This window comes from Chryseobacterium rhizoplanae, from assembly GCF_900182655.1.
GTDB lineage: Bacteria > Bacteroidota > Bacteroidia > Flavobacteriales > Weeksellaceae > Chryseobacterium > Chryseobacterium rhizoplanae.
The window spans coordinates 315,391-336,883 of record NZ_FXTC01000003.1 but is presented as its reverse complement, the minus strand read 5'-3'; the positions used below and the strand labels follow the sequence as shown (position 1 = coordinate 336,883).

Sequence of the window (21,493 nt, the reverse complement as noted above, 5' to 3'; positions counted from 1 at the left end):
AGCTCTTTTTTGATCAGGAAGAGCTTGTTTTATATTATTTAATAGAAAAAGTCACATTATAAACAAAAATCCAAAAAGATTGAATAATGCGTGGAAGAGTACTGTTAGGATAAAACTGTAGGGATGGACGTGCTTGTTATAATAGATATAAAGGTTATTTAAAATAATACCTCCAAAAAATGTCATCACAATATATAGCCAATTATAATAATGCATTGATGCGAAAATGATACTCATAATGATGATGCAGAAATATTTATTCTTTATACCTATCCATTTCGTCAAAACCAGATAAAGGAAATATTGAAATACTAAAGTCTCAATGAAAGGAGCAACAAAGATTGCAATAAAGTGTAGTTCGTTTTTTGTGATATTTTGATGCTTATAATAATTTACATTAAAATGCAGATAGGTATCATTAATGTAATTGAAGAAATATCCATTTAAAAGAGCTAAGGCAAATGAAATGATAAAGATGGTTACTGTTTTTTTCATATTAGTTTAATGATAAAAGAATGGAATATTTGAAAAAAATTAAAAGTATAAAAACAAAAAAACCTCTAAATAATTAGAGGTTTTTTCTGAGGTACCTAGCGGATTCGAACCGCTGTAGATGGTGTTGCAGACCACTGCCTAGCCGCTCGGCCAAAGTACCATTTTTACCATTTTTGAGGTGTGCAAATATAGCAAAATTTATTTATGAACAAAAGTTTTTAAGCAATTTCTTTCTTTCCAAGAGCCTCGATTTCGCTTTTTGCTTGAATTTCAGCCTGATAATTTTTGATGTTAATTACTCTTGTTTCGCTCCATTTATCATGCCAGCCGTTTTCACCTAAAAAAGAAAGGGCATCAAAAGGAACAATCCTGGAAAGACTTCTGTAAATAATTTGCTGGGTAGTTGGTTTTGTGCCATCTGTACTGATTACTTTGGTTCCTGTAATATACTTTGCTACTGTTCTCCCGTCCAAATAGTTTTCCATCAAAAAGTAATAAAGAAAATAATTGAAATTTCCAATAACGATCTGCCATAATATATTTCCATTACTGTACAGGTAGAAAAACTCAATTGAAGTTACTTCATAAAGAAAATTAGATACAATGGAGAGGAGATAATTAATAACATATAGTAATATAAAATCCAGAAAATTATTAGCAAGCCTAATCCCTAATGAGGCTTTATTATATTCAACAACATTTAGAATTCTTTTCATCTTGGTTATTAGTTTAAGTTTATTTTTTTTATTTAAATTTTAAAATCCGTTGACCAGTAACTTTAATGAAGCATTTGTATCAATAACGGCTGTAATTCCTGTACTGCTGAGTAGAATTTTACTGGGTTTCAGGTTGAATACTTTCCCGTTCATCTTTAAACCTTTATAGTATTCTTTATTAAAAGCTTCTTCAATACTTTTTCTTGATGTTTCTTCAAGCTCCTGGGTTGGTATACCATATTCGTCCTCAATCATTTTTACAATTTTCCCCTGGAACAGGAGAGAAGCTGTTTTCTGAAGAATATTGGTTGTTTTCAGTTTAAATTTAGTCTCTGATAAAACAATTTTTCTTTTTGCATCATCATACACCGGAATTCCGGAAATAATAGCTGTACCTTTTATATAGCCATCGGTCTGAGCTTCAATAACCACTCTGTTATCAACTCCATATACCCTGATATCAGTTACTTTCACTTTAGAGTCACGGATATCAAACTCCTTATTCAGAAATGTTTTTCTTGCCATGCTGCTTGCTTCTGTAAAAGGAATATTGGCTGTAGTCTGTAAAATAAACTTATCCGCAACAGTAGGAGTGGAATTGAAATTGGCAACGCTGGTTACAGGTGAAGAAGCTGCGGGTTTGCTGCCTGTAAAAGTTTCGGAATAAATATCAACACCAAGCGTAGCATTGATCTGGTTTCCATAAAACTTCAAAGGAGTAATATTGACTCCCACCGGGCTTACTTTCAGCCATGTATTATATTCTTCGGAGATATTGAAAGGTTGTAAAAAGGTATTCCAGGCCATTAAGGCATATTGCTGGAAATTCAGCTGTGTGGCCATTTGCTGGTCTATCGTTTTACAGAATTTCTCCTGTTGTTCCTTCAAACTTTTTTCAACAATGGAAGTAATAGGAATCTGTATTCTTCCATAATCAAGTACCGGTTTACTTACCCATCTGAAACCGTTCGGTCGGGTATTGGTGGTAATGGTCCAGTTATTTTTAAAAGTAACGGTTGTATTGAATGACATTACCGTTTCAAAGGTAGTATTCTGATAAGTATAGACTCCCAGAGTTCCGATTCCTTTTTCTGCCCATATTTTTAATGGAACTTCAATCAGTAAATTCTGGCTGGTACCACCTACAAGACGAATAGGTCTGGTTTTCCATACTTTCACTTTAAACTGATCATTATTATTGTCAGTATAAGAATCGTCCTGGTAAACAAGGTCTTTCACGGAAGCATTGATCATATTGCTCAGTTCGGAAAGTGGAATCGTCACAGGCATAGTAATACTGGACTTTATCTTTGGAAAATTATAAGCTGCCAGCTGATTATCAACACCGGTCTGGCCAAAAACGCTGATACCTGCTAATAAAAATAATATTTTAACGAATTTCAATGTGTATGTTTTTTAATGAACGAAAATAAGAATTTTAATTTTCCGGTTTAAAGCTTTTTTCAAGCTCAATGCTGGCACCTGTCATTTCTCCCTGCATAGGAGGAGCTGTTTTCGTGATTTTTAATTTAATATAATCAATCTGTGGAAAGCTGTTATGAATAGTTGAGATTATTCTTCCGGCTACATGTTCCAGTAATTTGGATTTTATTTTCATTTCCTTGTGAAGAATATCGTTGATATCTGCATAGCTTATGGTGTCATGCAAATGGTCGGATGCTGCTGCTTTCCACAGATCAGTATGAAGTTCTACATTCAGAATATAATATGTCCCGATAATATTTTCCTCAGGAAGTACACCGTGGTACGCATATATTCTTACGTCTTCAAGATATATTTTGCTCATTGCCTCATATTTTATGAAGCAAAAATCGTCTTAATTCTTCAAAGTCTGAATTTATTTCTACAGTTTTTTTCTCCTTTTTCATCAGCTCGTTCAATGAATCCGGAATTTCAATCTGGGTATGGATCGCTTTTTCTACAGCATCAGGGAATTTTACCGGATGGGCGGTACCAAGGATATATCCTTTTTGACCGGGATTTTCTTTCAGATACTGCGCCATTGCAGCAAACGCTACGGCACTGTGAGGTTCCAGAATATAGCCATATTTCTCATAGACTTCTGTGATCATATTCATTGTTTTATCATCGTCAATGGAATACGAAGATATTTTATCTTTTAAATCATCAAACTGATGTCCGAAAAGCTCTAAAATTCTCACAAAATTGCTCGGATCTCCCACATCCATAGCATTAGATAGAGTGGCAACTGCCTTTTGTGGCTGATACTTCTGTGTTTTAAAATAATCAGGAACTACCTGATTAGCATTACAAGCTGCAATAAAATGACTGGCAGGCAACCCTCTGAAATGAGTCAGAAGCCCGGCACAGATATTTCCGAAATTTCCACTCGGAACACAGATTACGGGTTCTTCTTTATGATGTTGAAACCATTGTTTTAAAGCTATTAAATAATAAATCTGCTGGGGAAGCCATCTTGCAACGTTGATAGAATTAGCAGATGTCAAAAATAACTGATTGTTAATTTCTTCATCAGAAAAAGCCTGTTTTACGAGATTCTGGCAGTCATCAAAACTGCCATTTACTTCCAATGCTGAGATATTTTCACCTAATGCTGTCAACTGTTTCTCCTGAACCGGACTTACCCTGCTTTTGGGATAAAGAATGACCACATTAATTTGTGGTATTTTATAGAATCCATGGGCTACAGCGCCTCCGGTATCTCCGGAAGTAGCTACAAGAACAGTAACTTTTTTATGCTGACCTTTCAAAAAATAAGACAGACAACGGCTCATAAATCTTGCTCCGATATCTTTAAAAGCAAGGGTAGGACCATGAAACAATTCCAAAATGGAAATCTGCTCACTGATCTTCACGAGAGGAATTTCAAAATCCACCGTTTCTGCCACAATTTCTTTTAGAATTTCTGATGGAATTTCATCTCCCACAAAATCTTTCAGGCATTTGTACGCAATTTCTTCATTAGAATACTGATGAAGGTTTTGAATAAATTCTTTGTCAAACTGTGGAATGTTTTCAGGGAAAAATAATCCTTTTCCTTTCCCCTGACCTTTTACTGTTGCTTCTCTGAAATTAATTTTTTCAAGATGATCTTTTAAGTTATAATATTTCATTTCTGTTTTTTAGGGTTAATTTTCTTCGACAATTTGAATACCTGTCGGATTTATTTTTGAAACATATACAGGACTTGCTATTTCAATCTCATCATAGACTGATTTCATCATCTGAGCAATTTTTTCTGCTGTTTCTTCCTGTTCGGAGAGCATAAAAACAGATGGTCCTGATCCGGAAATTCCTCCTCCCAGAGCTCCCAACTGTAAGCTTCTGGTTTTAATTTCGTCAAATTTCGGGATCAGAATGCTGCGTATCGGTTCTATAATGACATCATTAAGACTTCTGCCAATCAACGGGAAATCATTTTTCTGAATTCCTGCTACAAGACCTGCTATATTTCCCCATTGCTCTACTGCACTTTTCAACGTGATATTTTTTTTCAAAATCTGTCTTGCATCAGAAGTTTTCACTTCCACCTGCGGATGTACGGCGGTTACAAATAAATCGGGACTGTTCAGCGGAATGATATCAATGGGATTGATGGATTTTACCAGGGTAATTCCTCCATAGATGCACGGAGCAATATTATCAGCATGTCGTACTCCTGAAGCCAATTCTTCCCCGAACATGGCAAAATAGACCATTTCCTCTTTTGACAATTTGTTTTCTAATAATATATTGGCTCCAAAAGCGGCTCCGGCGGCACTTGCCGCACTGGAGCCGAGCCCGCTTCCAGGTTTTATATGCTTGTGAATAATCACTTCAAAACCACTTTTCAGATTAAAATATTCCTGAATTTTCAATAAGACAATTCCCGCAACATTTCCGGAAGGTTCTTCCGGAAGTCCAAAAGAATCAGTATGTCTTATAATGATTTCAGGAGTGTTCAATAATCTGAATTCCATTTCATCATAAGGGTCATGCACTGCCATTCCCAGAATATCAAATCCGCAAACCAGATTGGCAACAGTAGCGGGGATTTTTAATTTTACTTTTTTCATAATTGTATTTTAAATAGAACGAATAATATCTGCAAAAACTCCGCTTGCCGTTACATCAGCTCCGGCTCCCGCACCTTTTACAACCAAAGGCTGTTCGGAATATCTGAGGGTTTTGAAGATGACAATATTGTCTTTGCCATAAAGATGAAACAGATCACTGTCCGGAGCGATATGCTGCAGGCCTACTTTGGCTTTTCCGTTTTCAAATTCTGCGACGTATTTTAATATTTTGCCCTCATTTTTAGCATTATTCAATAAGTTTTTAAAATGATCTTCATATTCTGTAAGCTTTTCATAAAAGTCACCAACGCTTCCCTGCATACATTCTTCAGGAAGAAAACCTATATTCTCAATTTCTTCAAACTGAAGCGGATATCCGGCTTCTCTTGCCAGAATTAAAATTTTTCTTGCCACATCAGTTCCTGACAAATCGAGTCTTGGATCCGGTTCCGTATAGCCTTCCTGCTGAGCCTGGGCTACGACTTCAGAAAAGGTTCTGCTGCCATCATAATGATTAAAGACAAAATTTAAGGTTCCGCTCAATACTGCCTGAATAGACTGGATCTGGTCTCCACTTTTGATCAGATCGTTGATGGTTCCTATTACCGGAAGTCCTGCTCCTACATTAGTTTCAAAATAAAAATTACAGTTGTGGTTTCTCGCTGTATTTTTTAAAGTTTTATACTTTTTAAAATCTGAAGAGGCTGCAATTTTATTACAAGCCACAATATTCACACTTCTTTTTAACAGACTTTCATAAATTTCGGGTACATCAGGACTGGCTGTTACATCTACAAAAACTGAGTTTCTAAGGTTTCTGTGGATAATTTCTTCAGCAAATTCTTTGGCAGAGGCTTTTTCACCCTGCTGATCCCATATCAGATAGTCTTCCTGTGCTATTCCTTTGTCTGAAAATAACATATGTCGGCTGTTGGAAATTCCTGCAATTCTCAGGTTGATCAAAAAGTTTTCTCTCAGATAAGCATTCTGGTTATAGATCTGCTGGATCAGTTTTGAACCTACATTTCCTGTTCCGCAGATATAAAGATGAATTTGCTTAATTTCAGTTTCAAAAAATTCCTCATGAAGTACATTCACTGCCTTTTTGCTGTCTTTTTCTGAAATAACGATACTGATATTCCTTTCCGAAGATCCCTGGGCAATAGCTCTTATATTGATACCATTATTTCCCAGACATCCGAACATTTTGGCGCTTACGCCGCTTCTGCTTTTCATACTTTCTCCAACTAAAGCTACAATGGAAAGTCCGGTTTCAATTTTTACGGCATACACTCTCTTCAGATTGATATCATCCGCGAAAGAAGAATTGATCGCATACTCGGCACGCAAAGCTTCTTTTTCTTCAATTGCAATCGTGATCGAATGTTCCGAAGACCCTTGTGTAATAAGGATTACGTTGATTTTTTCCTGACTTAAACATTGGAAAAGTTTTGCTGAAATACCCGGGATTCCTACCATTCCGCTGCCTTCCAGTGTAAGAAGAGCAATCCTGTTCATATTGGAGATACCTACTGCGATTTGCTTTTCGTCATCCGAAGACTTCAATTGGTGAGAAATTAAAGTTCCCTGTGCATCCGGATCAAAAGTATTCCTGATGATCAGATTTATGTTTTTTTCCATGACAGGCTGAATGGAAGGCGGGTAAAGCACTTTTGCCCCGAAATGGGACAGTTCCATGGCTTCATGATAAGATATTTCTGATATAGGTTTTGCATTAGAAGCCAAACGGGGATCAGCAGTCATCATTCCGCTTACATCGGTCCATATCTGGAGCTCTTCTGCATGGATAGAAGCAGCCATAATGGAAGCTGTGTAATCAGAACCACCTCGTCCTAATGTTGTAGCATTATTTTTTTCGTCATGGGCTATAAAACCAGGACCTATGATAATACGATTGTTATTTTCATTCAGAAAACTGATAATATTATTTTCTGTGCATTGAAAATCTACTTTTGCATTGGTGAAATTACTGTCTGTTCTGATGAGGTCTGCAGAATTCATCCATATGCAGTCTAATCCCTCATGCTGAAGTCTTGCTGCTATAATTTTTGAAGATAAAAACTCTCCGTAAGTGGCAATTTTATCTTTGATTCTGTTGGTAAGTTCACCAAGAACTGCAATTCCGCTGTAAAGGTCTTCAAGATCATTAAAATGTTTCTTAACAAAACTCAGCCATGAACTCTGTTCTGTGATAGGAAAAAGGTCTTTGACCAGACTGATATGTTTTTCTTCAAGATTCTGAACTATTTGAATATAATTTTCATCTTTTACAGAAGCCTGTTCTGCTGCTCTGATCAGTTGGTCAGTAACGCCATGAAATGCTGATACAATAACAACTATTTTGTTTTTTAAAGATTCATCTTTTATTATTTTTTCCACCAGAAGGATATTCTGAGAATGGGCGACTGAAGTTCCGCCGAATTTTAAAACTTTCATCAATTATTTATTTGAAGTTGGATATAACGAAGTGACTACTCTTTAGAAAAAAGAGTACAGGTACCGGAAATAATATGTGAAAATTTACCCCGTTATGGGGTAGTTGTTGTAGTTGTGAATGTAGAAACAGAAGATATGCCTGAAATAAGCGATTTCAGGGCAGAAATATCAGATATGTTTCTTAATAAATTCATTGTAACAGGACAAATGTACAACTTATTTTGAAACAGCCAAGTTTTTAACATAATAAAATATATTTCCTTTTCTGGAGATATATTTGGTGTAATTGATTAAAAATGTTACATTTATAACATTAACTAATAACAAAATACACATGAAAAATTTAAAGAAAATCAATCGAAATGATTTAAAATCAATTAACGGAGGAATAGGCCCTTGTACTGCAAACTGCCCTCCCGGACCTTACGGACCAGGTGAACCGAGATCATGTTCTGATTACCATGCCTTACCGGAATGCTGTAAAGGAAGAGTACTGGTAAGCTTTGAATGCTTTGGTCCTTATTAATCTTGAATAACAAATGTTTGTTGTTTTTTTATTACCGAATACTAAATTATTACAATATGAAAACAATTAAAAAATTATCACGCGAAGAAAAGAGAAATATCAGCGGAGGATTCACTGATATTCAGATTGAAGCATGTGGTGGAGAGCAATTTGTATGTTTCCGCGGAGGTGGAAAATGGGGATGCTGGTTAAAGCCAGGAGGTACTTGCTATGCACCGATGCTATAAGTATTGACTGATTTTACCTAATCAAAAACCATCAAAAATTTAATTTGAAATAAAAACTACCATGAAAAATTCAAAGAAATTAAACAGAGAAAGCTTAAGAGCTATTATTGGAGGTGGAGGAGATACCTGTGCTGTTGATCTTGACTGCGGACCAAAAGGTTGTGCAGTGTGTACCGACTTTAAAGGACGTAAAGTTTGTCTTTACCTTTTCCCTTATGATCCATCCATCCCAGGTAGCTGCCCAATTCTTGAAGCCTAATCAAAAATAGTAAAATCAAAAAATTAATTAAAACTCCTATGAAAAATCTAAAGAAATTAAACAGAAAAGAACTTCAAACGGTGCAAGGAGCAGGTCCTGCCACATGTACAGGATGTCCTAAGAATACGACTTACGGAAATAATCCTGGCGATGCTCCCTGCGAGGCTTTTCAGATGCTTCCTGACCGTTGTAAAATGTGCGTGATTGTTGATATGTCATGTATGAGCGGAGGAGTTTCTTAAAATTTTAAAAGTATGAAAACAATTAAAAGATTAAGCAGAAGAGATCTGGAACTTGTGAATGGAGCGGCTATTTCCAGATGTGACGGCTGTCCTACCCATCTGATTTTTGGACCAGGCTCTTCCAGTGATCCTTCGTGTGAGGCATATTGGACATTATCTGAGAATTGCAGAATGTGCGTTATTGTAAGCACAGATTGTTTTGTTGCAATCACTGCAGACTAAAAATAAAAAGCACTGTGAAAACAGTGCTTTATTTTTTTAACAGTTATCCGGAATATACATTCCTCTGGGTACACAGATTAATTCTCCATTACATCCCGCTCCACAGGTTTCATGTATTTCGCAGTTTAAGTTACATATGGTACCACCTCCATTTACATTTTTAAGACTTCTTCTGTCTAATTTTTTTAGATTTTTCATATTTATTATTAGTTTAAGTTTTAAATATAATAAATATTCATGACAAAAAAATTATTTTATGCTTTTGGAAAGGTCAAGCATTGCCTCAATAGGCTTTAATGCTCTTAATCTTAATTCTTCATCGATAAGAATTTCCGGAAGTTCATACTTCATACATAAGTACAATTTTTCCATTGTATTACGTTTCATATAGAAACATTCCGAGCAGTTACAGCTTTCATCAAAAACCAATGCAGGAATCAGTTCTTTGTGAGGAGCACGTTTTCTCATTTCATGAAGAATTCCTTCTTCTGTTGCAATGATGAATTTCTGACAGTCATCTTTTTCTACATAATTCAGCAGAGCAGAAGTAGAACCAATAAAGTGAGCCAGTTTCAAAACAGCTTCTTCACTTTCAGGGTGAGCAATCAGCTTGGCATCGGGATTATCTGCCAGCTGCTGGGCAATTCTTTCCATTGAAAAAGCTTCGTGTACGATACAGCTTCCATCCCAAAGGATCATGTCACGACCTGTTTTCTTAGATAAATATCTTCCCAGGTTTTTGTCCGGTGCGAAGATGATTGGTCTGTCTTTAGGAAGTGCTTCAATTACCGTTTCAGCATTTGAACTGGTTACGATGATATCACTTTCTGCCTTAGTTTCTGCGTTACAGTTGATGTAAGTTGCAATTAAAGCATTCGGGTGCTGTTCACGCATTTTTCTTAATCCTTCTCCGGAGCAGCCGTCAGCCAGAGAGCATCCGGCCATTGTATCAGGAAGAACTACTTTTTTAGTTGGGTTCAGAATTTTAGCAGCTTCCGCCATGAAATGTACACCGCAGAATACAATCATGTCTGCATTCGTTTCTTTTGCCTGCCTTGCCAGCTGTAAAGAATCTCCAAGGAAATCAGCGATATCCTGAATCTCTCCCGGCTGGTAGTAATGGGCAAGAATAACAGCATTTTTCTCCTCTTTAAGTTTAAGAATGGCTTTTACCAACTCTTCTCCCTGAGGAATAGCAATATCTTTAATATCCAGAAATCCTCTGACAGGAATTGCAGATTTAGCTTTTTCTAATGTTTCGGTACTCATATCAACCTCAATTTTTTATGATCAGAAGCTAGAGGTTAGAAATTAGAAGTTAGATTTTGAGAGTATTTGATTACTTTCATCTTCTGGCTTCCATCTTCCAGCCATTAATTACTGATAAAACTTTTTATTAAACTTTCTATTTCTTTTTTAGCTACATCAAGATCGGTATTAATCACGATCTTATCAAACTCGCCGGCGTAGGACATTTCTTCTTCTGCCTTCGCTACACGGGTTTTTATGGTTTCTGCATCATCTGTATTTCTGGAAATCAATCTTCGTTCCAATTCTTCAATGGAAGGCGGTTCTATAAAAATAGACAGGGCTTTTTCACCAAAATATTTTTTTAACGAAATACCTCCTTTTACATCTACATCAAAAATAACTACTTTTCCCTGATTCCAGATTTTTTCTACTTCAGATTTTAAAGTACCGTAATATTTATCAGTATATACTTCTTCATATTCTACAAAAGCATTTTCAGAAATTTTCTGTCTGAATTCATCCGGGGTCAGAAAATGATAATCTACCTGATGAACTTCACTTCCTCTCGGCTGTCTCGTTGTACATGAGACTGAGAAACTCAGTTCCGGAAATGTTTCCAGTGAATGCTTTACTAATGTAGTTTTTCCGCTCCCTGATGGCGCTGAAAATATAATTACTTTATCCATTTTTTACAATTTCGGGTTTCAGGTTTCGAGTTACGGAGTTCATTGTTAAGAATGATAATCACGCATCTCGTAACCCGTACCTATCATTACAATACGTTTAACGTCTGTTCTTTAATTTTTTCCAGGTCATCCTTCATCATTACTACCAGTTTCTGGATTTCTGCATGATTGGCTTTAGAACCTAATGTATTGATCTCTCTTCCGATTTCCTGAGAAATAAAGCCCAGTTTTTTTCCGTTGAAAGATTCATTGTCCATTACTTCTTTATAATATTTCAGGTGCTGGGTAAGTCTTACCTTTTCTTCAGAGATATCAAGCTTTTCAGTGAAATAGGCCATTTCCTGGTAGAAACGCGTTTCATCAACATTTTCGAATTCTTTCAAAGATTTCTGATAACGTTCTTTCACGCTGACAATTCTTTCTTCCTCAAAAGGAATTACTTCTCCAAGATATTTGTCAATATTCTGAATATTCCTGTTTAATTCTTCATGTAAAATGCTGCCTTCAGTTCTCCTGAATTCTTCAAATCTGTCTACGGCATTATTGACAATTTTTGCCAGTGATTCCCATTCACCTTCTGTAAGTTCATCAGGTCTTGATGAGATGGCATCAGGAAGTCTTACCGCCATTTTAAGGTATTCGAAATCGGGACCGTCAGAAGCTATGTTTTTAAGCTCATTGATGTAAGATTCAATTAAATTTTTATTAATTTTTACATCATTGGACTCTTCAAGGTTCTCAATATTAACGTAGCAGTCTACTTTTCCACGGATAATTCTATCGTTAAGAATTTTTCTGATTTCAAATTCTTTTTCTTTATAACGTAAAGGAATTTTGATATTCAAATCAAAGCTCTTGCTGTTCAATGATTTAATATCTATTGTAATTTTTTTTCCTTCAAAAACATCTTCGGCTCTACCGAATCCGGTCATTGATAAAATCATAGTTTTTTATTGTTCTACAAAGATAAACATTTAAGTGTATAATATAATACCATGAAACTTGAACGTAAAGTTTATATTATTCTGTTTTTAAATTTATTTTTGAACCATTAAGAACATTTAAGCTATTAAGTTTAATTAAGAAAAAATCTCATAGATTTTGATAAGCGTTATGCTAAATAGCGAAGCTCATCTTAATATTCTCAACTTCTTCATTAAAAACTTAATGGTTCAAAATAAACAGCAGCTTTATTTGTATTTAAAAATAAAAAATCAAATGAGCGCATTTTCGTAAATTAGCGCTGTGAAAAAGAAAAATTTGATTTCTGTAGTAGGACCCACCGGAATTGGTAAAACGAGACTGGCAATTGATTTGGCTCAACATTTCAATACGGAGATTATTTCCTGTGATTCCCGTCAGTTTTTTAAAGAAATGAAAATAGGAACCGCTGCACCTTCTGAGGAGGAACTTGCCGGGGCACCTCATCATTTTATCGGAAATCTTTCAGTTGAAGAATATTATTCTATCGGTCAGTACGAAGAAGATGCGCTTCAAAAACTCAATGAACTTTTTGCAGCTCATGACACCGTTATTCTTGTTGGCGGAAGTATGATGTATGAAAAAGCAGTGATAGAAGGGCTACACGATCTTCCTGAGGCCAATACTGAAAATCAGGAAAAACTTCAGACCATCATGGAGCAGGAGGGAATTGAAAAACTTCAGGAAATTTTACAAGAACTTGATCCCGAATATTTTAGTGTGGTGGATATTCACAATCACAGAAGACTTTTGCGTGCTATAGATGTGATCTGGCAGACTGATACAAAATATTCTGAACTAATCGCTGTTTCTCAGGATTCCAGAGATTTTAATGTGATCAGAATCGGGATAGAAGCTCCCAGGGAAGAACTGTATGACAGAATCAACCGAAGAGTGGATATAATGATGGAAAATGGCTTGCTGGATGAGGTGAAAGGTCTTGAACAATTCAAAGATCTGACAGCTTTAAATACCGTGGGCTATGCAGAACTTTTTAAATATTTTGACGGAGAGTGGGATCTTGATTTCGCGGTTTCGGAAATTAAAAAGAATAGCCGAAGATATGCGAAACGCCAGCTGACATGGTACAGAAAGGCAGACGATATTCACTATTTGCAGTTGGGATATTCTGAAAAGGATTATGAAGACTTGCTTCAATGGATTGCGGAGCAATTTCAGGAATAAATTAAGCGCTCTGTTTGTCATACTGACGAAGGAAGAATTTCATCTATTATTTTAAAGATTTTTCATTCCACTTTGTTCCATTCAGAATGACAGTACGGATGATCATTAATTAAGGTATTTTTATATTAAAAAATGCGGCTCTGAAAAGAACCGCATCTTAAAACAAATATAATTTAATTTACTACTTCCAACCGCCGCCCAGCGCTCTGTATAGATCTACAATGCTGCTTAATCTCTGTCTTTTAATGGAAGCCAGATTCAACTCTGCCTGTAGGGAATTTCCCTGTGCTGTAATCACTTCCAGGTAATTGGCTGAACCTCCTTTGTAAAGAAGCTGTGCACTTTTAATTCCATCTTTCAAGGTAGTTGCCTGCTCGGTAGCTTTTTGTTCCTGAGCTTTTAAGTTTTCATTAGATACCAAAGCATCTGAAACCTCACCTACAGCATTTAATACCGACTGACGGAATGCCAGAACATTTTTCTCTCTTTGAATTTTTGCGACTTCAAGATCTGTTTTCAACTGTCTTTTCTGGAAAATAGGCTGGGTAAGTCCTCCCAGAACAGACCCGAATAATGAAGCGGGAATCTGAAACCAGTTATCAAACTTGAATGAGTTTACTCCTCCATTCGCAGTAATTTTCAATGCCGGATACATATTGGCCTGAGCAATTCCTACGATAGCGTTTGATTCCAGTAAAACAAGTTCCTGCTGACGAACGTCCGGTCTTCTGCTTACCATAGCTGCAGGAAGTCCTGCGGTAATGTTCTGCGGTAATGAAGTATCAGACATTTCAATGGTTCTGTTTACTTTATTAGGGACTTCACCCACCAAAATACTTAAAGCATTTTCCTGAATGGCAATATTCTGTTCCAGCTGAGTAATCAGAAGTTCTGTTGCCTGTTTCTGTGCTGAGGCCTGCTGTACTCCTAAAGAGGTGTTATCACCACTTTCCCACATTTTTTGTGTGATCATCAGGGTATTGCTGCTTAGCTCAAGATTAGATTTTGCAATAGCTAATTGTCTGTCAAGCATCAACAGGTTATAATATCCCTGAGCAATTGCTGCTACTACCTGGGTCTGAACTGCTTTTGAAGCTTCATATGTCTGCAGATACTGCATTCTTGAAACCTCCTGCTGGTTTTTAATTTTTCCCCAGATATCCGCTTCCCATGAAAGGTTGAAGGCTGCATTATAATCTTCAACATGGCTTGATCCTAAAAATAAATTTAAGCTTTGCCCGTTCATGCTGTTTTTGGAAGGCCTTGAGATTTGCCCGCTTACGCCGAAACCAACATCCGGATATTGCATATATTTTGCCTGTTTCAGTTTTTCCTGTGAAGCAGCAACCTGCTTTAGGGCAATCTGAAGGTCATAATTATTTTTGATTCCTTTTTCAATCAATCCCTGTAAAATAGGATCGCTGAAGAACTGCTTCCACTCCAGATTCGCTATGCTGGCTGTATCGGCAGTTGCAGTATACTGAAACTTTTCCGGAAGTGGCAGTTCAGGCTCTGTGTATGCCAGTTTGGACACACATGATACAGAGCCTATAGCCAGCGCGAAAGTTAGAATAATATTTTTTACTCGTTTCATAGTTTTTAAACTTTTAATTGAATACAAAACTTAGAGAGGTTTTCATTGATGCAAAAATTGTCTTTAGTAGGAGAAAATAGCTGATTTTTTTAATCATTAAGAACAGCAGGAGAATAGTTAATCCTTTGTCTTAAAATTTTCTCTAAGTTTTTGTTATTCATTTTTATTAATGAGCTGAAGCTAAAAGTTCTTCCTCCATTTGTTTTTTCTTCAGTCTTTTCTGTTTTCTGCTTGGCATTTTTTCGTGCAGATACTGGAAGATCACATACATTACCGGAATGATAAAAATTCCGAATATTACTCCTGTAAGCATTCCTCCTACGGTACTGTATCCAATAGAGTGGTTTCCTTTTGAAGAGGCACCTTGTGTCCATACCAGTGGAAGCATCCCCACGATAAAGGCAAAAGAGGTCATTAAGATCGGTCTTAAACGTAATCTTGATGCCTGAAGTGCAGACTCAATCAAAGTTTTTCCTGCTTTTCTTCTCTGTACGGCAAACTCTACAATAAGGATGGCATTCTTAGCCAATAGTCCTACAAGCATAATCAATCCTACCTGAACATAAATGTTATTATCGATTCCGGCTAACCCTGTGAAGGCAAATACTCCGAAGATCCCTGTTGGAATGGTAAGAATAATAGCAAAAGGAAGGATATAACTTTCATACTGAGCTGCCAGTAGGAAATACACAAACAAAATACTTAAGAAAAAGATGAATGCAGTTTGTCCGCTTGTTTTGATCTCTTCACGGGTAATCCCTGTCCATTCATATCCATATCCTCTTGGAAGTGATTGCTGAGCCACTTCTTCTACAGCTTTGATGGCATCTCCGGTACTGTATCCGGGTTTTGGTGTTCCGTTGATTGTTACTGCGTTGAAAAGGTTGTTTCTTGTTACCGTTTCAGGTCCGAAAGATCTTTTTAACGTTACTAATGTTTTCGCAGGAACCATTTCTCCTGATTTATTTTTAACATAAATTCCTTCCAGAGAGTTAACATCAGTACGGTAAGGAATATCTGCCTGTGCCATTACTCTGTAATACTTTCCGAATCTGTTGAAATCCGATACAAAACTACTTCCGAAATAAATCTGCATCGTCTGCATCAATTCCGTTACGGAAACTCCCAGCTGGTTGGCTTTGTCAGTATCTACATCAATGGTGTACTGAGGGTTTCCTGCTGCATAAGTAGTGAATGCGAAAGCAATTTCAGGACGTTTCATCAATTCACCAATGAACTGCTGAGTGGTTGTTCCCAATTGTTCAAAAGAACCATTCGTTTTATCCTGAAGCATGAATTCAAATCCGGAAACGTTACCGAAACCTTGTACAGTAGGGAAGTTGAAGAAGAAAGCATTCGCATCTTTCACCTGGCTTACCTTTCCTGTTAAAGTTCCTGCAATTAGATCGGGATCTTTCATTTCACCACGTTTGTCATAATCTTTAAGCTTAATGAAACCTGCAGAATATGGAGAAGCGTTGGCATTACTGATGAAGTTCATCCCATCCGCTACCCAAAGGTGATTGGTGGCTTTCTCACTGTTGATGATTTTATCAATTTGTGCAGTCGCTCTGTGTGTTCTTTCCAATGAACTTCCCGGAGGAGTATTCACTGCATACAATACGAATCCCTGGTCTTCAGTAGGAATAAATCCTGACGGTGCTTTTTTGATCAGAAAGACACTTGCTGCTGTAATAAGAACAAGACCTCCTATAGCCACCCATTTATTTTTAATTAAAAACTTAAGGCTGTAGATGTATTTTCTGGTCATGCTGTTGAAGCTTGCATTAAATGCATTGAAGAATCTTGCTCCAAAACCTGTTTTATGACCGTGTTCTCCATGTTCTCCCTGAGGATCATTTAAGAACATTGCACATAATGCCGGACTTAATGTCAAAGCATTCACTGCTGAAATTAAAATCGCAATAGCTAATGTAAAGGCAAACTGTCTGTAGAAAACCCCTGCAGGTCCCTGCATGAAACCAACCGGAATAAATACCGCACACATTACCAATGTAATGGAAATGATGGCTCCTGAGATTTCACTCATCGAGTTCATTGTAGCATGTTCCACAGGCATTCCTGTCTGTTCCATTTTGGAATGGACGGCTTCTACCACTACAATGGCATCATCCACTACAATACCAATGGCCAGAACCAATGCAAACAGCGTAAGCATGTTGATACTGAAGCCAAAGAGCTGAAGGAAGAAGAATGTTCCGATGATCGCAACCGGTACTGCAATAGCCGGAATTAATGTAGATCTGAAATCCTGAAGGAAAATATATACTACAATAAATACCAGAATGAAGGCAATAACTAACGTTTCAACAACCTGATGGATAGAGGCGTCCAGGAAGTCTTTAGAGTTATACATGATAATCGGCTTTACTCCTTTTGGAAGAGTAGTTTCCATTACTTTTACCTGACTTTCAATTTCAGTAAGGATTTCATTTGCATTGGAACCCGCAGTCTGTAAGATAGCGAATCCGGCAACCGGTTTCCCGTCAACTCTGTTGGTTGCCGTATAAGTATAAGAACCGAATTCTACTCTTGCTACATCTTTTAATCGTAAGAAAGAACCGTCACTATTGGCTTTAATAGCGATGTTTTCGTAGTCTTCATTCTTATTCAGTTTTCCTTTATATTTAAGGATATACTCGTAAGTTTCCTTGCTTCCCTGTCCCAAACGGCCCGGAGCTGCTTCAAGGTTGTGGTCTTTAATGGCTCCCAGCACTTCCTGAGGAGAAAGATTGTTAGCCGCCAGTCTGTCCGGTTTCAGCCAGATTCTCATGGAGTAATCCCTCGTTCCGAATACCTGAGCCTGTGCTACCCCCGGAATACGCTGAATCTGCGGAATAACATTAATCTTCAGGTAATTTTGAAGGAATAATTCGTCATATTGTTTTTCATTTTCACTGGTTAAACCCATGAACATGATCATACTGTTCTGTACTTTCTGGGTAGAAATACCTGCCTGCACTACCTCCTGAGGTAATTGGCTCATTGCTTTCGACACACGGTTTTGTACGTTTACAGCTGCATTATCAGCGTCAGCACCCTGTTTGAAGAACACACTCAGTGTCATTGTACCGTCGTTACTGGAGTTTGAGGTCATATAGGTCATGTTCTCAACTCCGTTTACGGCTTCCTCAATCGGGGTAGCAACCGAACGTGCTACAACCTCCGCGTTGGCTCCCGGATAGAATGCAGTTACCTGTACACTCGGTGGGGCGATGTCCGGGAAGAGGGCAATCGGTAAATTAAAGAGAGACAGGGCTCCCAATAATAAGAGTATTATGGAGATGACCGTTGAAAGGACCGGTCTTTCTATAAATTGTTTTAACATAAGAAGTTTATTTTTTTAAGTCTTCTGTATTCGGGATGGATTATAATGGTTTTGCTTTTAGCAAGCTGTCAGAAGAAATATTTTTCGGATTGATGGAAGCTCCGTCTTTTAGGTTTCCAATTCCTGTGTAAACTATTTTTTCTCCAGGTGCAAGTCCTTCAGAAATAAAATAATAGCTATCCGTTTTTCCTGATATTTTGATTGGTCTTCCGGTTACCTTTTTGTCTTTACCCATTACATATACATAGGTTTTATCCTGAATTTCGAAAGTAGATTCCTGTGGAATAACTACAGCATTTGAGATCAGTTGCGGCATACGGACTCTTCCTGTGTTTCCGGTTCTTAAGGCTCCATTGGCATTAGGAAAAACAGCACGTACACTGATGGCTCCGGTAGTTTTATCAAACTGTCCGTCTACGATGCTCAGTTTTCCTTTTTCAGGATAAGTACTGTTATCAGCGATCACCAATTCTACCATTGGCATATTTTTCAGCTTTTCTTCCAAAGTAGCGCCAGGATATTTATTCTGAAAAGCAATAAAGTCCAGTTCACTCAAAGAGAAATAAGCATAAATTTCACTGATATCAGATAATAAGGTCAATGGATTTACATCTGTTCTTGAGATCAGACTTCCTTTTTTGTAAGGGATTCTTCCAATATAACCACTTACTGGAGCGGTAATGGTTGTAAATCCTACATTGATTCTTGCGCTTCCTACAGAAGCTTTAGCCTGTGAGGCAGCAGCCACAGCGGCTTCATAATTGGCTTTTGCTGTTTTTAACTGTACATCAGAAACTACTTTTGCAGCAACCAATGGTTGAAGTCTGTCTACTTCTACTCTTGCCTTTTGGATATTAGCATTAGCAACTTGTAGATTGGCTTGTGCCATATTCATTTGTTCTCCGTAGCTTCTGGAGTCTATTTTAAATAATGGCTGTCCGGCTCTTACGTAAGATCCTTCCTCTACATAGATTCTATCAAGATAGCCATCTACCTGAGATCTTATTTCAACATTGTTTTTCCCTTCTAAGGCAGTAGGGAATTCCTGATATGTAGTAGCGGGTGATGTAAGAACGGTATAAACCGGAAGTTCTGGAGCTGGCGGCGCGGCATTGGATCCTTCTGCAGCCTTGGTACAGCTCTGTAAAAGAATTATACTTGCAATAAGTACAATAAACCTTGTTTTTCCAGGTATTTTCATTGTGGTTTAATTTTTTTAATGAAGTGTTAGATTAAGTAAAAGTCTTTTTTAATAAATGCTGTTTTTTTTCCTAACAGTGTTAATGATTAGTTCAAAAAAATTACAGAATTTTTAATGTCCGATAAAGTCGATTGTTTCCATAATTGAAAATTGTTTTTAATGTATTTAAGTGTATAATGATGGTGTAAGGTGTGTTAATTTTACTAACAGTGTTAATTGATAAGCAAAAAATGACTATTTTTAACAACTGAATGGTATGAATTGCTCCATAAATGATTTCATTTTTAATCAGGAAAGACAGAATAATTTAAATTAATTCGGTGTTAAATTTCCTAACGGTGTTAATTTTAAATTCAAAAAAAATTTACAAAGACTTAATAAAAGCCGAAACAGTTTCGTCCAATGTCGTCTTGTTCATTGTGGAAGGGATATCAGCAGTACGCATCATCATAATAGAGATCATTCCGTGAACGGCAGAAAACAGAGCGTGAGACATATGACAGGCATTGTCCGGATTGGATCCGTTTTTCTTGATAATCTCATAGGTACATTCATAGATCAGTTCCTGAAATGATGAGAATTCTTTTTTCATCTGCCCTTTTCCACAGCATTGCATTCCAAGACCAAACATAAGCTGGTAATATTCCTTGTTTTTAAAAGCAAAGTTCCAGTAGGCATCCACAATAGCAACAAGTTGCTCTTCCGGAGTGTCATGTTTCTGCTGAGCTTTTAATAATTCTATGTGTAACTTATGAAAGCCATCTAAAGAAATTTCAAATAGAATAGCTTCTTTATTTTCAAAATAATCATATACTACGGGTGCACTATACTCAATAGCATCAGCTATCTTACGCATAGAAAGTGAGCCCCAGCCTTCAGTTTTAGCCAAAGTAAAAGCAGCCTGCAAAATATTTGCACGGATGGATTCTTTTTCTCGTTGACGGCGTTCATGTAGACCCATGATATTTATTTACTAACAGCGTTAGCAAAACTACAAACTTTTTAATATAACTTCCAAAGGATATTATGGATTTTATTGATTTATGAGTCATTTCAAGAAAAATTTATTAATGGCTGGAAGTAGGAAGAATGGGAGCTGGAAGTTATTTCAGAGGTCAATAAATCTAATAATAGAATTTGGCTATAACTATTTTTGAGGATTAAAAATCTTCTCTCCCCCAGCTTCCAGCTTCCTTATCCTACAAAAATAAAATGTCTGTTTCAGAACCCGGCTCAATTAATAAAAGAAATATCTATCTTTGCCGGTAAAGAAAAAAAGATATGAATACTCCATCAAATATGCTGGCATTAGGAACAAAGGCTCCGTTTTTTGAACTTCCTAACCCGTCAAAAACGAATGAACTTCAGTCTTTAGAGGAACTGAAAGGAGAAAATGGTACTTTGGTGATCTTTATGTGCAACCACTGTCCGTTTGTTCTTCATGTAATTGATAAGATTAACGAATTATATGAAGATTATAACGAGCGAGGAATAGAATTCATCGCTATCAACTCTAATGATATTGAGAAATATCCGGCAGATTCTCCTGAGAAAATGATAGAATTTCAGATTGAAAGAAATTTTGATTTCCCTTATTTATTTGATGAAAGCCAGGCAGTAGCTAAAGCTTACGATGCGGCTTGTACCCCGGATTTTTATTTCTTTGATGATAAGCTGGATCTTGTATACAGAGGTCAGATGGATGATTCAAGACCGGGAAACAATAAAGATGTAACAGGTGAAGATCTTATTATTGCTTTTGAAAATCTTTTGGCAGGAGAAGCGCAGGAAGAAATTCAAAGACCAAGTATGGGATGCAATATTAAATGGAAATAATTGCTGGTTGCTAGTTATTTAGTGACTAGTTTTTACTCATTATAATACAAGGCTGCTCTTTTTAGAGTGGCTTTTTTGCTGATCACAACATCTTCGTTTAGTTATCCACACAGTTCGTCTCTCCATAGGAGTCTCAGCATAGTTGGTCTTTTTATTGTAAGTGGCTGCAAATTTTACATAAGTAGGTCTGGATTCTACGGAATGACAA

22 protein-coding genes and 1 tRNA gene are annotated in these 21,493 nt (G+C 36.8%); 7 read left to right on the top strand and 16 right to left on the bottom strand.

Annotated features, from left to right (window positions below):
• Positions 1 to 51: 51 nt before the first annotated feature.
• The 8 genes from FN817_RS10205 to thrA form a co-directional block, all read right to left on the bottom strand.
• Complete coding sequence (locus tag FN817_RS10205) at positions 52 to 495, bottom strand: CPBP family intramembrane glutamic endopeptidase (protein ID WP_142717819.1); 444 nt, start codon at positions 493 to 495, stop codon at positions 52 to 54.
• Positions 496 to 584: 89 nt separating this feature from the next.
• Positions 585 to 655, bottom strand: a tRNA-Cys gene (locus FN817_RS10200).
• A gap of 58 nt (positions 656 to 713) precedes the next feature.
• Positions 714 to 1,211, bottom strand: a complete 498-nt coding sequence (locus FN817_RS10195) for an RDD family protein (protein WP_142717818.1) — start codon at positions 1,209 to 1,211, stop codon at positions 714 to 716.
• Between the two features lie 39 nt (positions 1,212 to 1,250).
• Positions 1,251 to 2,615, bottom strand: a complete 1,365-nt coding sequence (locus FN817_RS10190) for a DUF4403 family protein (protein ID WP_142717817.1) — start codon at positions 2,613 to 2,615, stop codon at positions 1,251 to 1,253.
• Between the two features lie 34 nt (positions 2,616 to 2,649).
• Complete coding sequence (gene folB / locus FN817_RS10185; RefSeq protein ID WP_142717816.1) at positions 2,650 to 3,018, bottom strand: dihydroneopterin aldolase; 369 nt, start codon at positions 3,016 to 3,018, stop codon at positions 2,650 to 2,652.
• A 4-nt stretch (positions 3,019 to 3,022) separates the two neighbouring features.
• Positions 3,023 to 4,327 carry a threonine synthase gene (gene thrC / locus FN817_RS10180; protein ID WP_142717815.1) on the bottom strand — a complete coding sequence of 435 codons (1,305 nt, stop codon included), beginning with the start codon at positions 4,325 to 4,327 and terminating at the stop codon, positions 3,023 to 3,025.
• A 15-nt stretch (positions 4,328 to 4,342) separates the two neighbouring features.
• On the bottom strand, positions 4,343 to 5,269 hold the full coding sequence (locus tag FN817_RS10175) for a homoserine kinase (RefSeq protein ID WP_142717814.1): 927 nt from the start codon (positions 5,267 to 5,269) through the stop codon (positions 4,343 to 4,345).
• A 9-nt stretch (positions 5,270 to 5,278) separates the two neighbouring features.
• On the bottom strand, positions 5,279 to 7,726 hold the full coding sequence (gene thrA / locus FN817_RS10170; RefSeq protein ID WP_142717813.1) for a bifunctional aspartate kinase/homoserine dehydrogenase I: 2,448 nt from the start codon (positions 7,724 to 7,726) through the stop codon (positions 5,279 to 5,281).
• A gap of 334 nt (positions 7,727 to 8,060) precedes the next feature.
• Between thrA and FN817_RS10165 the strand changes: the two genes are divergently transcribed.
• From FN817_RS10165 to FN817_RS10150, 5 genes are all read left to right on the top strand, one after another.
• Positions 8,061 to 8,252, top strand: coding sequence for a bacteriocin-like protein (locus tag FN817_RS10165; RefSeq protein ID WP_142717812.1), 192 nt, complete (start codon positions 8,061 to 8,063; stop codon positions 8,250 to 8,252).
• Positions 8,253 to 8,308: 56 nt separating this feature from the next.
• Positions 8,309 to 8,479 carry a hypothetical protein gene (locus tag FN817_RS23130; protein ID WP_167498842.1) on the top strand — a complete coding sequence of 57 codons (171 nt, stop codon included), beginning with the start codon at positions 8,309 to 8,311 and terminating at the stop codon, positions 8,477 to 8,479.
• Between the two features lie 61 nt (positions 8,480 to 8,540).
• Complete coding sequence (locus FN817_RS10160; protein WP_142717811.1) at positions 8,541 to 8,738, top strand: hypothetical protein; 198 nt, start codon at positions 8,541 to 8,543, stop codon at positions 8,736 to 8,738.
• A gap of 38 nt (positions 8,739 to 8,776) precedes the next feature.
• The gene (locus FN817_RS10155) at positions 8,777 to 8,980 is read left to right on the top strand and encodes a bacteriocin-like protein (protein ID WP_142717810.1); all 204 of its coding nucleotides are present in this window, start codon (positions 8,777 to 8,779) and stop codon (positions 8,978 to 8,980) included.
• Between the two features lie 12 nt (positions 8,981 to 8,992).
• Positions 8,993 to 9,202, top strand: a complete 210-nt coding sequence (locus FN817_RS10150; RefSeq protein ID WP_142717809.1) for a hypothetical protein — start codon at positions 8,993 to 8,995, stop codon at positions 9,200 to 9,202.
• 36 nt (positions 9,203 to 9,238) lie between these two features.
• Here FN817_RS10150 and FN817_RS23125 read toward each other — a convergent pair whose 3' ends face one another.
• The 4 genes from FN817_RS23125 to FN817_RS10135 all read right to left on the bottom strand — a co-directional run bounded on the left by FN817_RS23125 (position 9,239) and on the right by FN817_RS10135 (position 12,083).
• Positions 9,239 to 9,400, bottom strand: coding sequence for a bacteriocin-like protein (locus tag FN817_RS23125; protein ID WP_156121187.1), 162 nt, complete (start codon positions 9,398 to 9,400; stop codon positions 9,239 to 9,241).
• A gap of 51 nt (positions 9,401 to 9,451) precedes the next feature.
• Complete coding sequence (gene nadA, locus FN817_RS10145; protein ID WP_142717808.1) at positions 9,452 to 10,471, bottom strand: quinolinate synthase NadA; 1,020 nt, start codon at positions 10,469 to 10,471, stop codon at positions 9,452 to 9,454.
• A gap of 104 nt (positions 10,472 to 10,575) precedes the next feature.
• Positions 10,576 to 11,139 (bottom strand): guanylate kinase, encoded by a 564-nt coding sequence (gene gmk, locus FN817_RS10140; RefSeq protein WP_142717807.1) that lies wholly within the window; start codon positions 11,137 to 11,139, stop codon positions 10,576 to 10,578.
• Positions 11,140 to 11,225: 86 nt separating this feature from the next.
• Entirely contained in the window at positions 11,226 to 12,083 is an 858-nt protein-coding gene (locus FN817_RS10135; RefSeq protein WP_081983652.1) for a YicC family protein, read from the bottom strand.
• Positions 12,084 to 12,384: 301 nt separating this feature from the next.
• Between FN817_RS10135 and miaA the strand changes: the two genes are divergently transcribed.
• Entirely contained in the window at positions 12,385 to 13,305 is a 921-nt protein-coding gene (gene miaA / locus FN817_RS10130; RefSeq protein WP_142717806.1) for a tRNA (adenosine(37)-N6)-dimethylallyltransferase MiaA, read from the top strand.
• A 181-nt stretch (positions 13,306 to 13,486) separates the two neighbouring features.
• Here miaA and FN817_RS10125 read toward each other — a convergent pair whose 3' ends face one another.
• The 4 genes from FN817_RS10125 to FN817_RS10110 form a co-directional block, all read right to left on the bottom strand.
• A complete protein-coding gene (locus tag FN817_RS10125) occupies positions 13,487 to 14,899 on the bottom strand; it encodes an efflux transporter outer membrane subunit (protein ID WP_047425856.1) in 1,413 nt (470 codons plus the stop codon).
• Between the two features lie 166 nt (positions 14,900 to 15,065).
• A complete protein-coding gene (locus tag FN817_RS10120) occupies positions 15,066 to 18,248 on the bottom strand; it encodes an efflux RND transporter permease subunit (RefSeq protein WP_047425858.1) in 3,183 nt (1,060 codons plus the stop codon).
• A 40-nt stretch (positions 18,249 to 18,288) separates the two neighbouring features.
• Positions 18,289 to 19,449 carry an efflux RND transporter periplasmic adaptor subunit gene (locus tag FN817_RS10115; RefSeq protein ID WP_142717805.1) on the bottom strand — a complete coding sequence of 387 codons (1,161 nt, stop codon included), beginning with the start codon at positions 19,447 to 19,449 and terminating at the stop codon, positions 18,289 to 18,291.
• Positions 19,450 to 19,813: 364 nt separating this feature from the next.
• On the bottom strand, positions 19,814 to 20,410 hold the full coding sequence (locus FN817_RS10110; protein WP_034694942.1) for a TetR/AcrR family transcriptional regulator: 597 nt from the start codon (positions 20,408 to 20,410) through the stop codon (positions 19,814 to 19,816).
• Positions 20,411 to 20,730: 320 nt separating this feature from the next.
• On the opposite strand from FN817_RS10110, the gene FN817_RS10105 reads away from it, so the two are divergent.
• The gene (locus FN817_RS10105; RefSeq protein ID WP_047425862.1) at positions 20,731 to 21,285 is read left to right on the top strand and encodes a thioredoxin family protein; all 555 of its coding nucleotides are present in this window, start codon (positions 20,731 to 20,733) and stop codon (positions 21,283 to 21,285) included.
• Positions 21,286 to 21,493 lie beyond the last annotated feature (208 nt).

Coding starts and splice junctions, on each gene's coding strand:
- FN817_RS10205 (WP_142717819.1), bottom strand. CDS start 495: ATGAAAAAAACAGTAACCATCTTTATCATTTCATTTGCCTTAGCTCTT.
- FN817_RS23130 (WP_167498842.1), top strand. CDS start 8,309: ATGAAAACAATTAAAAAATTATCACGCGAAGAAAAGAGAAATATCAGC.
- FN817_RS10195 (WP_142717818.1), bottom strand. CDS start 1,211: ATGAAAAGAATTCTAAATGTTGTTGAATATAATAAAGCCTCATTAGGG.
- FN817_RS10105 (WP_047425862.1), top strand. CDS start 20,731: ATGAATACTCCATCAAATATGCTGGCATTAGGAACAAAGGCTCCGTTT.
- FN817_RS23125 (WP_156121187.1), bottom strand. CDS start 9,400: ATGAAAAATCTAAAAAAATTAGACAGAAGAAGTCTTAAAAATGTAAAT.
- thrC (WP_142717815.1), bottom strand. CDS start 4,327: ATGAAATATTATAACTTAAAAGATCATCTTGAAAAAATTAATTTCAGA.
- folB (WP_142717816.1), bottom strand. CDS start 3,018: ATGAGCAAAATATATCTTGAAGACGTAAGAATATATGCGTACCACGGT.
- FN817_RS10110 (WP_034694942.1), bottom strand. CDS start 20,410: ATGGGTCTACATGAACGCCGTCAACGAGAAAAAGAATCCATCCGTGCA.
- FN817_RS10125 (WP_047425856.1), bottom strand. CDS start 14,899: ATGAAACGAGTAAAAAATATTATTCTAACTTTCGCGCTGGCTATAGGC.
- FN817_RS10155 (WP_142717810.1), top strand. CDS start 8,777: ATGAAAAATCTAAAGAAATTAAACAGAAAAGAACTTCAAACGGTGCAA.
- FN817_RS10150 (WP_142717809.1), top strand. CDS start 8,993: ATGAAAACAATTAAAAGATTAAGCAGAAGAGATCTGGAACTTGTGAAT.
- FN817_RS10135 (WP_081983652.1), bottom strand. CDS start 12,083: ATGATTTTATCAATGACCGGATTCGGTAGAGCCGAAGATGTTTTTGAA.
- thrA (WP_142717813.1), bottom strand. CDS start 7,726: ATGAAAGTTTTAAAATTCGGCGGAACTTCAGTCGCCCATTCTCAGAAT.
- FN817_RS10165 (WP_142717812.1), top strand. CDS start 8,061: ATGAAAAATTTAAAGAAAATCAATCGAAATGATTTAAAATCAATTAAC.
- FN817_RS10115 (WP_142717805.1), bottom strand. CDS start 19,449: ATGAAAATACCTGGAAAAACAAGGTTTATTGTACTTATTGCAAGTATA.
- nadA (WP_142717808.1), bottom strand. CDS start 10,471: ATGAGTACCGAAACATTAGAAAAAGCTAAATCTGCAATTCCTGTCAGA.
- FN817_RS10175 (WP_142717814.1), bottom strand. CDS start 5,269: ATGAAAAAAGTAAAATTAAAAATCCCCGCTACTGTTGCCAATCTGGTT.
- FN817_RS10120 (WP_047425858.1), bottom strand. CDS start 18,248: ATGTTAAAACAATTTATAGAAAGACCGGTCCTTTCAACGGTCATCTCC.
- gmk (WP_142717807.1), bottom strand. CDS start 11,139: ATGGATAAAGTAATTATATTTTCAGCGCCATCAGGGAGCGGAAAAACT.
- FN817_RS10160 (WP_142717811.1), top strand. CDS start 8,541: ATGAAAAATTCAAAGAAATTAAACAGAGAAAGCTTAAGAGCTATTATT.